Source organism: Armatimonadia bacterium, from assembly GCA_039679385.1.
Taxonomy (GTDB): domain Bacteria; phylum Armatimonadota; class Zipacnadia; order Zipacnadales; family JABUFB01; genus JAJFTQ01.
This window is the reverse complement of the sequence record JBDKVB010000184.1, coordinates 1-14,813: the sequence shown is the minus strand read 5'-3', so window position 1 is coordinate 14,813 and position 14,813 is coordinate 1. Positions and strand designations below refer to the sequence as shown.

The window sequence follows — 14,813 nt, the reverse complement described above, 5'->3', positions numbered from 1 at the left end:
TTCGCCGCCGAGGCCGACGAGCCGAGTGTCGGCACCTTGAAGACCGCCGTGACGGCCCGCGACGGCAAGGTCTATAACGACGACTGCCTGGAGTTCATGGTCGACCCCACCGGTCAGCGGGTGGAGTACTACCACTTCGTCGTGAACCCTCTGGGCACGATCTATGATGCCCAGGGACGTCAGGGCGGAGCGGTTGAGAGCGCCGACTGGAACTGCAACGTCCTCGCGGCAGCCAAGACCGGGACGGACAAGTGGACGGTTGAGTTGCGCGTCCCGGTGGTCGAGTTGGGGATGACGGCCGCCTCCCGTGGCGATTGGGCTGTGGAGGTCGCCCGCGAGCGACAGGCCAAGGGCTCCGAGCTCTCCAGCTTCGCCCCACTCACCGGCGGCTTCCATCAGCCCGGGCAGTACGCGGTGCTGAAGCTCCCGGGAGCCGACTTCGACCCGTATCTGTGGGATATCACAGCGCCGCAGAACGCCCAGGTATATCCGAACGCCGCAGGAACGCTCATGTACCGGGCTGCGGTGACGGTCGCCAACCACGGGAGCCGGGAACGTCGCTTCCGCCTGCGCGGCGTGCTCGGCGAGACCGCGGGCTCGTGGGCGAGAGGACGTCTGCGAAGCGGCGAGAGCAGCCTCGTGAAGCTCGAGGTCCCCGTCAAGGAGGCAAGGCGTCAGACTCTGCGTCTCCAACTGGTGGACGGCCGCGATACCACCATGATCCTTGCGCTGCGGAACCTGCAGGTCGATGCGACCTACGCGCCGCTGACGGTCGACCTGATCCGACCCAGGTACCGCGAAAACGTCTACGCCACCGAGGACCTTCATGAGCTGATCTTCGACGTGACCGCCGCTGTCCCCGAGGAGGAGCTGGGCAAGCTGCAGATGGCCTGCGCTCTCCTGCGTGGTGCGCCGGAGCAAGGCCCCATGGACGAGCGGGTCATGGCGAAGGCTGAGCAGCCGGCCCGGCATCAGTCCCGGGTGACGCTTCCGGTGACCTGGCCCGCCCAGGATCCAGACGGCAGGTACACGCTGGTGGTGATCCTGGCCGACGCGAAGGACCACAAGATCCGCCATCGCTCCGTGACCGTGATCCGCAAGCTGCCGAAGGTCGCCGACGAGTGGCGCTTCGACGAGCACAAGGTTCTGCTCCACAACGGTGAGCCGGTGCTGCCCTTCGGCTGGTTCAGCATGCCGGTGGAGAAGATGGCCGAGCCGGGCCATGCCTACCAGCTCATGCAGAACTACGGCTACACCGGCGTCAGCCCCGAGAAGGTGCGCGAGTTCCTCGACAAGGTCGCTGCCGCCAAGACGGCCGTGACCATCTACCCCTATCCGCAGTCCTCGATGATGGCGGCCGCGACCTGGGGCAAGCCGCTGAGCGACTCCGAGGCCGAAGCCCTGGCCAGACACGTGGGCGCCCTCCGCACTCACCCCGGACTCTTCGCCTGGTACATGGCCGATGAGCCCGAGCTCCGGCCCGCCATCCCGGAGCGAACCCGGCGCATCTACGAAGTCATCGAGTCCGTCGACCCCTACCATCCGTGCATCATGCTCAACGATACCCTGGAGGGCATCCGCAAGTACTGGGAGGGCGGCGACGTCCTCATGCCGGACCCGTATCCGTGCTTCCTCAAGGGCGGACTTGCGGCCCAGCCGATCCAGAAGGTGAGCGAGTTCGTCAAGACCTGCGGCGAGGTGAGTGGCGGACGCAAGGCGATCTGGGTCACCCCGCAGGCCTTCAACTACGGCGACTATGGCCGGGTCAACCAGCGCGCGCCGCGGCTGATTGAGTTGCGCAATATGCTGTATCAGGCAGCCATCTACGGCGCCAAGGGCTTCCTGTGGTTCACCTACGCCCACACGGCCAACTACCCCGACCTGGGGATCGGTATGCCCTGGCTCTCCTTCGAGGTTGCCGACCTGAAGTCGGCAATCCTCGCCGACCCGAGCACGGAGGTCAGCCTCAAGGCCGACGCACCGCAACCCTGGAACCTGCACCTCTCAGTCCGGCGAGTTGGCAAGGAGCTGTACGTGTTCGCCGTCAACACCGCCACCATCCCGCAGCAGGTGCGTCTGACCTTCACCTCCGGACCGGGACCGCAGGAGTTGTACGTCGTCTCCGAGGGACGCAAGGTCAAGCTGCAGCGCGGCGTAAGCTGGACGGACCGCTTCGAGACCTACGATACCCACGTGTACACCACTGACGAGAAGGTCGGCACGCGAGAGAACCTCGCGGTGCCTCTCGCGGCGATCGCCAAGGCCGAGGCAGCTCTGCAGAAGCCGGGGAACCTCGCCTTCGAGGGCAAGGGAACGAAGGTCGCCGTGTCCTCCAGGGCCCAGTTCGGCTCAGCTCCAGACCGACTGGTGGACGGTGTGACCGAGGGAATGCGATGGGTGGATGGCACGCCCGGACAGCTCCCCGACTGGTTCACCGTGACCTGGCCGCAACCCGTGAAGATCGGGCGCGTGACTCTGTATTCGTCCGCGGTTGCACAGTATGAGGTCCAGGTCCCGACGAAGGAGGGCTGGCAGACCGTCGGCAAGGGTTCCGCCTCGACCGGCTCAGTGATCGAGGCTGCCGTGGCGGCACAGGTCCAGGCCAGTCAGATGCGGATCCTGATCACGGCGCTGCGACCGGACCAGGACTACACGGCAGTCCAGGAAGTGGAGGTCTGGGAGAAGTAGCAGCGGAGCAGCATCGCCCGCGAGGGCCCTGCCGCGAAACAACTCGCAGGATAACGATAAGGGCCGGGTGGCGCCTCCTGCTTCGGGAGACGCTGCCCGGCCCCTGTGGTGTCTGGGGTAGCTACAGCGTTATCCGCGTTCGTTCTCGTCGGTATGCCGCACGGGTACCGGCACCAGGGCGCGTGGTGACAGCCAGGCCACCACACTGCGCAGTCGCTGCGGCTGGTCGAGGAACAGCACCAGCGTGGCGACCAGGTACAGCAAGGTGAAGAGCGGGTGCATCTGGTCGGGCTGCAACCCGAGGAAGCTGGTGCCGCCGGCGGCCTGTACCAGCCCGGGAGCCACGAGTTGGCCGATGAACAGCGTGAAGAGCAGAACCGCCTGCCCGATGGTCAAACGCAGCGTCGAGAGCATGGCCACGGCAAGGAGGGACTGGGCGGCCGTGAGCATGACCTCATGCATCTGGAAGGTGCTCAGCGGCATCGGCGGGGTGATCGAGCCCGAGGACAGGGCGAAGACGCCCGGGATCATGCCGACCAGCAGCGTCCACTGGTTCAGCTTGGCCGAGAGCAGACTCCCCAGCGCAAGCCCGGCGTTGCCGCGCAGGGCGAACATGGTCGCGACCACGAACTCAGGTGCTTCGGAGGCGATGGGTGCCAGCCACTGCACCAGAAGAAACTCGCTGATGCCCAGGAGCTTGCCGCTCCCGATCAGGCCCTCGCAGAACCGCTCTGAGTTGGCGAGCACGATGCCCGCCGAGAAGAGGAAGAGCAGAGCCGTGACCACGCGGCGCTTAACCGTCGGCAGCGCGACCAAGTAGGCAGCAGGACCCTCGACTTCAGCCTCTTCGACGCCCCGGCGACTGGCCAGGAGGATGTAGGCCACGTAGATGGCTGCGAAGACGAGGCCGTCGTACCACTCCAGGCTGCCCTTGATGGGGATGAACAGCGCGTAGAGCGTCGCCGCGCCAAGGAAACCGACCTCGAGACGTCGATCGGACTCCAGTCGCACCGGGCGCCGGCACTTGAACCAGTAGATCACCGCGATCAGAGCCCAGGCCACGCCGATGAGCAGGCGGTTAGCGCCGGTCATGTTCGCGATGGCATAGTGCGCATACTCGCTATCGGGGAACTTGCCGGCCTGCCAGGTGAAGTACATGTCCACCGCGTACTCGGGCAAGACGGCGACCAGGGCGACCACAGCCAGGGCCAACCCCTGGGAAATATCGGACTGCGCGGTATCGCAGGCCCACAGGAGGAGGAAGGAAGCAGCCAGAATCGCCAGACCGGCGAGTAGCGCCGTGGCAGGCGCAGCAAGCGGAAGGTGAGCGATGGCGACGAACAGTCCGGGAAGCGTGACGAGGACGGCAACAAAGATGGGAAGCAGGGGTCTGGGGATCAACAAAGCAACCTCCGGATGTGTGGCACAGACCAGGCCACACGCATAGTGAGCGTGTAACCAAAGGTCTGACACCCGGATGGGAACCGGTCGGGAGACCAGAAGATAATCTTCGGGATTGTTGGCCTACCCGGAACGGTACGAGACCGTCCTGCTACTCCCCTTTGGTGCAACACCTTCTTTATACCACACCCGACCGAAGCGGCGCAAGACTCCGAGCGACGGGCCCGCAGGAGCTCTCCGTCTGACCGTTGCGCCGGCCAGTCTCGGCGTCTATACTGTTGCCGGCCCGGGGGGACTGCCCATGTCCACACTCCATCACCAGGGAGGCCGTCAGCTTGTCCCAGGCGAACCCGGGGTCTATCGAGCCGATCAACCTCGACGAGATTGCACCACTGCTACGACTACTGCACGATGCTGTGCGGATCCCCGTGCGGCTACTGACGCCTGAGGGCACCCTAAGGCTGGGAGTGGGTGCGGAGGACCTCTGCCGCGAGTGCCACCAGGGGCATGCTGAGACCCAGGCTGCGGCCCTTGTAGAGAGCGGGGGATATGCCCTCCAGCGTTGCCCGAGTGGCTTGCACCAGGCCCTGTTCCCGCTCCGTATCCTCGGACAGCACACCGCGACGCTCTCCCTCGGCCGGTTTCTCTACGAGGATGATCCCCTGGACGAGGACCTTTTCCGGGCAGAGGCCGATCGCTGTGGGGTCGCCCCCGAGACCTACCAGGAAGCGCTGCGCAACGTGCCCTCCCTCAGCCGCGAAGACGTACAGCAGGCCCTCATGCACGCCGCGTGGTTGGTAGCCGCGGTCGCGGACCAAGGCGAAAGGGTTCAGGGCCTGCACCGCGACCGTGCCTTCCTCCAGAAGGTGTTTGAGGTCACGCCTGCCTTCATCAGTGTGACAGACCGCGAAGGGCGTCTGCTGATGGCCAGCCGGGCGCTTGGCCGCGCCCTCGGCCATGAGACCGAGGCGATGGTGGGCAGGACCAGGCAGGAGCTATATGGTGATCAGGAGGAGGGCCGGGCGCTTGCCGCGGATGCCTCAGAGGTCCTGCGCTCAGGAAGGCCGGTCACTCACGAGGCTGAGCGGGTGACCTTTGCCGATGGGAGTGCCCACTGGCTCCGTTCGGTGAGGGTTCCGCTGACGGACGAGACGGGCCAGAGGACGCAGGTGCTTTCCCTGGGGACCGATATCACTGAGCTGCGAGAGGCCCAGCAGGCCGTGGCTGCGAGTGAGCAGCAGCTTCGGCGCATCCTTGAGGGCAGCAGCGATGGCTACTGGGAGTGGCACGTACAGAGCGGCGCGGCAGCCATCAGCGAGAAGTCGCTCAGGATGCTCGGATACGAGCCCGGGGACGTGCTGCCGACCCAAGAGGGATGGCTGACTCTGATCCATCCCGACGACCTGGCCACACTCCGCGAGATGGTTGGGGCTTGTCTGCGCGGTGAGACCGTGAACCTCGTGTCAGAGCACAGGGTCCGGGCCAAGGACGGCACCTGGCGCTGGGTCCAGGCCCGCGGCGCGGTCTGTGAATGGGACGAGGAGGGGCGGCCGGTCCTCCTATCCGGCGTGCACACCGACGTCTCCGCCCGCAGGGCCGCCGAAGAGGAACTGGCCCTGGCACGATACTCCCTCGAACACGCCACGGACCTCGTCTTCTGGGCCACGAGCGATGGCCGCTTCGCCTTCGTCAACGATGCCTGCTGCCGGAACCTCGAGTACACGAAGGAGGAGTTTGGCTCTCTGGTGGTGTGGGATATCGCCCCTCGGAACTCCCTCCATCACTGGCCGAACACCTGGCAGCAGATCTGCAGCGAGGGTACGATCACCGTCGAGTCCGTACTGCAGGCCAAGTCGGGACGCCAGTTCCCCGTGGAGGTCACCTGCAACTACCTACATTACGGAGAGAACGAGTACGTCTGCTCCTATGCGCGCGACATCTCACGGCGTCGGGCCCAGCAGCGTCGGCAGGAGGAGATCGCCACCGGGCTTCGTGCCGTCCTGCGGTCTGCCGACGAACTCCTTCGGTGCGCGGACACCGAGAGCCTGTGTCGGCTCGCAGTCGAAGGGAGCTGCCGCAATCTGGGCCTCGAGCAGAGCATCCTGTATCTGCGTGAGGGCGATCAGCTTCTGGGGGCCTACCGGGCATCTCGTCCGGAGGCCCAGGCGATCCGCCACGAGGAGACGCTGCCCCTGAGTGGGTGTGCCGAGCTGATTGAGCCGGACGCTCCCCAGTGGTGCCCTCGCCAGACGGAGGAGGGCCCCTGGTCGGTCTGGACACAGGTATGCGCCGGAGAGGACCTGGTGGGGGTGCTGTGCAACACCGGCGGCGCCGACGGGTCCGGGATCGACTCTCTCAAGCAGGACATCCTCGCCGTCTACTGCTCGCTCCTGGGGAATGTGCTGGCGCGGAAGGCAGCGGACGACAAGCTGCGGGAGAGCGAGGAGGAGTACCGGATCCTGGTAGACGCCGCGCCCTATGCGGTCTTCGTGGTGTGCGACGGTCGCTACCTTTTCAGCAACCGGACCGGGGCAGCGCTGCTTGGCTGCGAGCGTCCCGAAGAGGTGGTGGGGCGACCCGTTCTTGAGCCTGCGAGCACCGAGGACACACTCCGTCTCCAGGCTGCGGCCGACATGATCTCCCTTGGTGAGGAGCCCGCGACCGTTGAGGTGGAGGTCAAGGCCCCAGGTGGCGAGCCGCGGTACCTGGAGATCACCCTTGTGCCGACCCGACGAGAGGGGCAGTCCGCGACCCTGTGGGTGTGCAGAGACACGACTGTCCGACGCCATGCCGAGGATGCCCAGCGACTGGCAGCGGTAGGCCAGCTCGCGGCCGGAGTTGCCCACGAGTTCAACAACCTCCTTGCGAGCCTCTTGCTGAGGGCCGAACGCGCCGACATGGTGCAGACCCCGGAGGAGTACGACAAGCTTGTGGCCCTGGTGCTGAAGGCCACAGGCCGCGGAGCCGACATCTGCCGCAGTCTCACGGCCTTCGCCCGGCCTCACGAGCCCCGGCGCGAGAGCATCACCATCGAAGCGGCGATCGAGGCCGCCCTCCGGATCGCCTCACGGCAGCTTGCGAATGCGGGCATCTCCGTGCGACGCGACTATGGGACAGGAGGCGTGACGATCAGCGCCGATCAGGGGCAACTGGAGCAGGTCTTCCTGAACCTGGTCATCAACGCCTGTCACGCAATGCCCAGGGGCGGCATCCTGACGGTTGAGACCAGGCATCTCCCGGCGGCTGTGGGGCCCGGCGAGGTCACAGCCACGGTGAGCGACACCGGAACCGGCATCGCCTCGGAGCATCTTCCCCGGCTGTTCGAGCCCTTCTTCACCACCAAGGGACGCCTGGGGCAGAGTGACGTCCCCGGCACCGGGCTCGGGCTGTCTGTCTCGCACGGGATCGTCCAGGCACACGGTGGGTCCATATCTGTGCGAAGTCGGGAGGGCGAAGGAGCCGCCTTCACCTTGTGCTTTGACGCACAACCGTGGGACACTTCGGCGCCTGAGGCTGCGGGGAAGGCCCTCGCTGCATCACTCAAAGCGGAACGCCCTCGGCTTCGCATTCTGATCGCCGAGGATGAGCGCGAGCTGTGCGACATCCTCTCCGAGGACCTGATGGCAGAGGGGTACGAGGTCGTCACCAAGGCGCACACCCAGGACGCGCTCCATGCCCTGGCCACCCGGCCCTTCGACCTGGTGATCGCCGACCTGATGATGCCCGGCGGCGGCGTGCGCGAGATCCTCGGTGCAACGCAGCGGGCAGGTGGCCGTCCGCCCGTGATCGCGATTACCGGTCGTACCGAGGGTCACCTAAGCGACGATCTGCGGCGTCTCGGAGCTGCGGGGTGCCTCCAGAAGCCCTGCACCCTGGCCACCGTGATGGAGGCCATCAAGGAGGCCCTTGAACAAGGGAAGGCCTGAACCGCCACTGCAAGCCGGCGCAGAGCGGCCGAGGGTTACCGGTCCCAGTAGTACATCGCGCCGGAGTCGACTCCGGCCACGGCCTCCCACTCACCGTCCTTGTCCCAGTCCACGGGCTCCAGCATCAGGTAGTGGTTCCAGCCCTCACTGATGTGGCCGCTGACCCGAACCTGCTTGTTGCGCAGTTCGAAGCTTGGATTCTGCGGGTCAGTGGCGGTGTTGTGGAAGAGCAACTGGAAGCCTGTTCGGTCACCCAGCGGCGGCGCCGAGAGGAGGTCCGGCCGTCCGTCGTGGTCCCAGTCGCAGACCGACAGGACAGAGCGCCCTGTGGCTCGCACGGCTCCGGTGATGACCCAGGGCTTGCCCTCGGCGTCGGTGGGTACCTGCGGAGCGCCCAACTGCAGACCGGCCTGGGCCGTCTGCACCCGCGGCCACCAGCAGAGCTGACGGTCACCGTTCACGCCCACCAGGTCAGGTAGCTTGTCTCCGTTGAGGTCGCCGACTCCCGGACGCGTACGCCAGGCGCAGGAGACAGGCTTGCCCTCCGGCCAGCACACAAGCGGACCTCGAGACACCAAGCGCGGCGTAGTGCGGCTGCCCACGTTCTCGAACCACACGTAAGTCTCCGCCGAAGACCCGCAGATCAGGTCGAGATCCCCATCGAGATCCCAGTCGATGACCGCCGGCCCCGAGTATCCCCAGCGCCACTCACAGGGCCCCTGGAGGCAGTAGGTCTGGTCGAGACGGATCGGTTTCCCGTCGGCCTCCAGCAACCTGGGGGCGGCCCAGCGTGAGACCCCGCCCGAAGGGTCGAGGTTGCGGAAGAACCAGACCCAGCCATCCTCGCAGCCGACCACCAGATCCAGCTTGCCGTCGCCATCCCAGTCAGCAGCCTCGGGCACCGCGAAGCTGTCGAGCACCATGTCCGGGTTCTTGAACTGCATCATGCGCACGGGGCCGAAGGCGAAGGGGTCGGTGCCCGTCAGTTGCACCGCCTCGCTCGCCGTGGGGCCACTGAATCGCAGGCACCAGGGCCCGCGCTCGCCCTGGCGGAAGGCACAGACCGTCTTTCGCTCGTAGGGGATGTTCCTCTCGCCGCCAAAGGTAAGCAGGTGGCCCTCATCGAGAACCGGCACGCCGGTCTCTCGGCCGACGTTGAGGAACACGACCACGCGGTCGAAGGTACACACCAGCAGATCCGTCTTGCCGTCGTCGTTCCAGTCGATCGGGAAGGGCTGTGCGCGATCGAAGAAGGTGATCGCTCGCTGCATGTCTCCCGTGGTCACCAGGTTCCCGGCTGTGAACACCGGCTTCTCGAGCGTCCCCACATTACGCATCCAGTAGATCGTGGAGGTCATGTCGCGGAAGATCCAGGTGCCGTCGACCCATCCGACACCGAAGCCCGGTCCCTTGGAAGGCAGGTAGCTCTCGAGGCCCACAGCAGGGACGGTGACCAGCAGGTCCACGAGACCGTCGCGGTCCCAGTCTGCCAAAGCTGCTACCGGCGCGCTCTCCCCCCGCTCAGGACCGGCAAGGTCGCCACCCAGCACGAACTGCAGCTTCCCCCGGTCGACGAAGGACCTGGGACCGGTGCTGCTGGTCTCCTCACGCCAGTGGAAGCCGTCCTTGGCGCCCTGCACCACATCGAGCAGGCCATTTCCGTTGAGGTCGGCCAGATTGACTGCGCCGATGCCTCCTGTGCCACCGCGTTCCCAGAGGCTGACGCCATCAGGTCCTGTGCCGGCTGAGCGCCACCAACTCCCACCGGACACCAGGTCGAGGCGCCCGTCACGGTCCCAGTCCATCGTCAGGCACGGACCCATGGCAGGAGCCACCGTCGCCGGATCGCCGTAGGTCAGCCTCACGGGCTGGGAGAACTCATCAATCTGAGCCGCAGGGCACAGGCTTGGAAGGGCCAGACAGAGAACCGCGCAGAGCCTCAGCATGACGATGTTGCCTCCAGGATGCTGCAGGGCGGCGGATCAGGACCGGCTGACCGGCCGGAGAGTGACGGACTTCAGGTTCATCAGCATCTGCCCGGCAAGAGCCTCGGGCTTCACACTGAGCACGAAGTTCCCCGCTGCGCCAAGGGTCACAGTCCCGACGCTCACCGCCTCGAAGTCCTCCCACGAGCCGGTGGCGGCAACGCTTGCCTCCAGACGCTGCTCACCGAGTGCGACCGTGTATCGGCCTCCGGCGTTCTCTGCTGGACAGGCCTGCGTGACAACCACCTCAAAGGTCCCAGGTGTGTGCACCTCAAAGTCCCAGAACACGAAATCGCTCGGGTTGGTCCAGTGGGTGACGGCCGCCAGTCCGGCGTCGTAGACCGCAAACCGGGCATCCAGAGCAGCCTCGGCGGCCGGTAGTTCCACCGACCCGTCTGCGGCTTGCTGGAGGAGGTACTGGGTGACCTGCGGCGGCCCGTCGATCTCCACGACCAGCACGGAGTCGACGCTTCCCACTCGGTCCTGCGGCAGCGCGACGGTCACAAGATCGCCCTCGCGGGTCACGGGCAGGGCAGCGCGATCCGGATCGGCGAGCAGGTAGGCACGGGTAACCGAGTTGAGCAGACCGGGTATCTCCACCTTGCCCGCAGGCCAGTCGAAGAGATGGAGGAAGAGCTTGCCCGGCTTGGTCGTGCAGCGCCAGCGCAGTCGCCGGAAGGGAGTGGGACCAGACCCATAGACGGCCTCGCCATTGACCTTCATCCACTCACCGACGGCCTGCAAGCGCTCAACACTTGGCTCGGGGATCAGCCCTTCCGCCGTCGGGCCGACGTTGAGCAGGTAGTTGCCGCCCTTGCTGACGATGTCGACCAGCTTGTACACGATCGTATCGACCGACTTCCAGTTGTGGTCGTAGCTCTTGAAGCCCCAGGTGTCGTTCACGGTCGCCGGGGTCTCCCAGTCACCGGTCACCACAGCGCCGGGGATCTGGTTGTCACCCATGGAGCGGTAGTCGCCATAGCCGTGGCCGACGCGGCTGCTAACCAGGCAGTTCGGCTGCAGCTCGTGCACCAGGTCCGTCAGCTCCTTGCTCTGCTCCGGGGTGATGGTCCGGGGCGTATCGAACCAGATGAGACCCAGGGGGCCGTAGTTGGTGAGCAGTTCGCGGACCTGCGGGATGACCAATTCGCGCAGATAGCGGGCGAAGTCCTTGCGCTCCTCGTCGTAGTCCCAGTTGTTGCCGGCTCCGTCCGGGTGGTGCCAGTCCTGGGCATGGGAGTAGTACACGCAGAACCGCAGACCGTGCCTGTGGCAGGCCTCAGCGAGCTCCTTGATAGCGTCTCGCCCGAAGGGTGTCGCGTCGACGAGGTTGTAGGAGCTGGCCTTGGAGCCGAAGAGGGCGAAACCGTCATGGTGCTTGGAGGTGATGCACAGGTACTTCATCCCGGCGTCACGGGCCAGTCTCACCCAGGCGTCGGCGTCGAAGCGCACAGGGTTGAACTGCGCGGCCAGCTTCTCGTACTCGCGCACCGGAATCCGGGCGCGGTACATGATCCACTCGCCAAGGCCGGCGATCTCCTCACCGTCCCACACGCCTGCAGGGAGTGCGTACAGGCCCCAGTGGATGAACATGCCAAAGCGCGCCTCACGCCACCAATCAAGGCGCTGGTTGTCTTCAGGTTCTCGAGACTGCTCAGTCTGTGCCATGGGTGTTGCCCCCTGCCAGGGTCAGTGTGCGTAGTTGTTGCCTCGCGCGTCGAAGGAGCTCCCTTCGCCGCCCCAGGGGAGGAGACCTTGCACGTAGAGCTCGCTGTGGAGGCCTCTTGCCCTTCGCCGGCGAACCTGGATTGCAGTATCTACCTGCCGGTCAAGCTTGTTTCTACATAGCAAGGAGCACTCGCCGATGAATGCCATGGCTCTGCTCTGTCTGCTGCTGGCCCCCTGGGCCTGGTCGGAGGAGGCACATACCGTGACGCTCAACGACATCCACCTGCGCGACCCCTTCATCTTGCCCGTGCCCGAGGAGGGGCGCTACTACTTGTACGGTACCGGTTGGCGGCTGCCGGGCGGCCCCGGCTTCATGGTCTACACGAGCACAGACCTCAAGAACTGGGAGGGGCCGCAGGCGGCCTTCACGCGACCTGCCGACTTCGAGTCCAGCAACTTCTGGGCACCCGAGGTACACCGCTATCAAGGCAAATACATCCTCTTCGGGACCTTCATGCCCAAGACACCAGGGGCCTGTCGGGGCACCTGGGCGATGAGTTCCGACCGTCCCGAGGGCCCCTTCCATCTGCTCAGCCGGGACCCGGTCACACCCAAGGACTGGTTCTGCCTCGACGGCACGCTCTTCGTCGACGACGAGGGAGCGCCCTGGATGGTCTTCTGCCACGAATGGGTGCAGGTGAAGGACGGCGAGATGTGCGCCCTGCGACTGTCGCCAGACCTGTCCAGGGGCGTCGGCGAGCCCGTGCTGCTGTTCAAGGCTTCCGAGGCGCCCTGGGGCAGGGGTCCTCTCACCGAGAAGGACAACTCGCGGGTCACCGATGGCCCCTTCTTGCACCGCACAGCGGAGGGAGCTCTGCTGATGATCTGGTCGAGCTTCGGCACCGGCGGCTACAAGGTCGGTGTGGTGAAGTCGGAGACGGGGAAGATCACCGGGCCCTGGAAGCAGATTGCCACGCCGGTTTTCGGGAAGGACGGCGGGCATGGGATGCTCTTCCGGTCTCTGGACGGCCGCCTCATGATGACCTTCCACCAGCCCAACAAGGGGCCGCTGGAGCGCCCGAAGTTGTTTGAGGTCACCGAGCAGAAGGATACTCTCACCGTACAGCCCTGGCCGCAGGGCTAAGCTGCTACAGCATCACCTCGCATCACCCTGAACTCACAGAAACGCTGAACCACCATCCCGGGGGTACCGCGCCATGCGCAGAACGCTCACCTGTGTTGCTCTCGTCGTGCTCCTATTCTCAGTGTCACAGCTAGTCTCAGTTGCCGAGTATTCGGAGCAGCTCATCGGGCCCCTGCCGACAGCCTTCCCCGTAGGCGACCTTGCGTCCCTGCCGGTGTACGAGAAGCAAGACGGCGAGATACCCTCCGTCCTCCTGGTTCCCTTCACGGAGAGCAACTGGGTCGTCTCGGAGGACGGCAGCCAGATCGCGGCCATCGAGGCAGTGGGAGCCGGGGTCTGCGTCTGGGCCAACGGCGCTCGCGGTCCGGTGTGCGATGAGGTCAAGGGCCTGCGGTTCCTGCCCAGGAGCAACCGTCTGGTCTACGGCATCCGCCGCGGCGACAAGTGGGCTATGGTCGTTGATCAGCACGAGCAGGCACTCCACGACTTCATCGATGTGAGCTATCACTGGGTCGCCTTCAGCGATGACGGCCGGCACGTTGGCTATGTGGCCAAGGATGGGGACCGGTTCCAGGCCTTCGTCGACGGCGAGCCGGTCGGAAAGAGCTACCCGGGGATCGGTGAGGACTGCAACGCCTACAGCGATGACGGGTACCGGCGCATTGTCGGCGGCTGCCGACTGATGTTCAGTCGCGACGGGAAGCATGTCGCGTGGGTGGCTCGGCCGGGCGGGGACCAGGCCCTTGTGGTGGTTGACGGCAAGGAAGGGCCTGTCTTCCCGGCAGTCGGTGTTCCGGTGCTGAGCGATGACGGCAGCCGTGTCGCCTATCCGGCTCACGCCAAGGACGGCAAGTGCCACGTGGTAGTCGACGGGAAGGTCGGGCCGGGCTACGACGACATCGAGGAGATCGTGTTCGGCCCCGATGGCAAGCGCGTCGGATACGTAGCCATGGACGAGGACGCCCGCCTGTGTGCAGTGATCGATGGTGTGGCAGGCCCGTGGTTTGATCAGTTGGAGGACATCGTGTTCAGCCCGGACAGCCGCCGGGTCGTCTATAGTGCCACGCGCAACGACAAGGCCTTCGTGATGGAGAACGACAAGCATGGACCGGTCTTCGACGAGATCGGCACGTACTACGCCTCCTCGGGCCTCAAACCGGCCTTCAGCCCGGACAGCCGCCGTCTGGCCTACGTGGGCACCATAAACGAGCGCAAGCATGTCGTGGTCGATGGACAGTCGGGGCCGGGCTTCCGGGACCTTCACTTGACCTACACCGTGTTCAGCCCGGACAGCCGGCACGTGGCCTACTCGGGGGACCTGGGTGAGGAGGAATGGGTGGCTGTGGTGGACGGCAAGCAGAGCCCCGTCTATGACGTTGTGCTCGACCCGGTGTACAGCGCTGACGGTGCTCACGTGTTCTTCGAGGCCCGCCGAGACGACAAGGAGTGGGTCCTCGTCGACGGCGTGCCGGGGGCGGAGTTGGGCCGCATCATGCCGGGAGCGCGGTTCAGCGCCGATGGGAAGCACGTGGGTTACGCCACCCGTCGCGACGAGCAGGAAATGGTTCTGGTGGACGGAGTGGTCAAGCACGCTCACGGCAAGCAGCTCAGCTCTACGGCCCTCTCGCCGACGCTATCGAGCGCTGCCTGGGTGGTGCAAGACAAGGACATCGACTGCCATTCCCGGCTCGTGAGCGTTGCGCTCGATGCCGGCGGAATCGGTGGGGAGACCAGCAGCGCCTTCGACGACATCAGCTTCCGGTCCCTGCAGTACAACGCGGAAGGCGTCCTGTCAGCCCTCGCGGCACGGAACGGCAACCTCTACCGAATCACCTGCCCTTAGGGGCTGCCTCGTCCCTGATCCTGCCCAACCAGGGGCCCGGAAGCAGGTTCCCGGGCCCCTTACGGCGAAGGCCCCACTCATGACGGAACCCACTGAGGGCTATCTACTGGCCCCGCCGCCGCCACCTGAAGCCCCGCTGACGGCGCGGAATCTGGAAG

7 protein-coding genes are annotated in these 14,813 nt (G+C 65.7%); 4 read left to right on the top strand and 3 right to left on the bottom strand.

Translation table 11 applies throughout. The annotated features are described in order from the left end of the window. The coding region (locus ABFE16_20925) for a hypothetical protein (protein MEN6347768.1) at positions 1–2,688 on the top strand (2,688 nt) is incomplete at its 5' end. 129 nt (positions 2,689–2,817) lie between these two features. On the opposite strand, the gene ABFE16_20920 is transcribed toward ABFE16_20925, so the two are convergent. Then, positions 2,818–4,092, bottom strand: coding sequence for a sodium:calcium antiporter (locus ABFE16_20920; GenBank protein ID MEN6347767.1), 1,275 nt, complete (start codon positions 4,090–4,092; stop codon positions 2,818–2,820). Positions 4,093–4,424: 332 nt separating this feature from the next. Between ABFE16_20920 and ABFE16_20915 the strand changes: the two genes are divergently transcribed. Beyond that, complete coding sequence (locus tag ABFE16_20915) at positions 4,425–8,015, top strand: PAS domain S-box protein (protein ID MEN6347766.1); 3,591 nt, start codon at positions 4,425–4,427, stop codon at positions 8,013–8,015. Between the two features lie 35 nt (positions 8,016–8,050). Here ABFE16_20915 and ABFE16_20910 read toward each other — a convergent pair whose 3' ends face one another. Beyond that, on the bottom strand, positions 8,051–9,961 hold the full coding sequence (locus ABFE16_20910; GenBank protein ID MEN6347765.1) for a VCBS repeat-containing protein: 1,911 nt from the start codon (positions 9,959–9,961) through the stop codon (positions 8,051–8,053). A 36-nt stretch (positions 9,962–9,997) separates the two neighbouring features. Beyond that, positions 9,998–11,668, bottom strand: coding sequence for an alpha-L-fucosidase (locus ABFE16_20905; GenBank protein ID MEN6347764.1), 1,671 nt, complete (start codon positions 11,666–11,668; stop codon positions 9,998–10,000). Between the two features lie 196 nt (positions 11,669–11,864). Between ABFE16_20905 and ABFE16_20900 the strand changes: the two genes are divergently transcribed. Both ABFE16_20900 and ABFE16_20895 read left to right on the top strand, forming a co-directional pair. After that, positions 11,865–12,812 (top strand): glycoside hydrolase family 43 protein, encoded by a 948-nt coding sequence (locus ABFE16_20900; protein MEN6347763.1) that lies wholly within the window; start codon positions 11,865–11,867, stop codon positions 12,810–12,812. A gap of 73 nt (positions 12,813–12,885) precedes the next feature. Beyond that, positions 12,886–14,655: a hypothetical protein gene (locus ABFE16_20895; GenBank protein ID MEN6347762.1), complete on the top strand. Its 1,770-nt coding sequence runs from the start codon at positions 12,886–12,888 to the stop codon at positions 14,653–14,655. Positions 14,656–14,813: the final 158 nt, after the last annotated feature.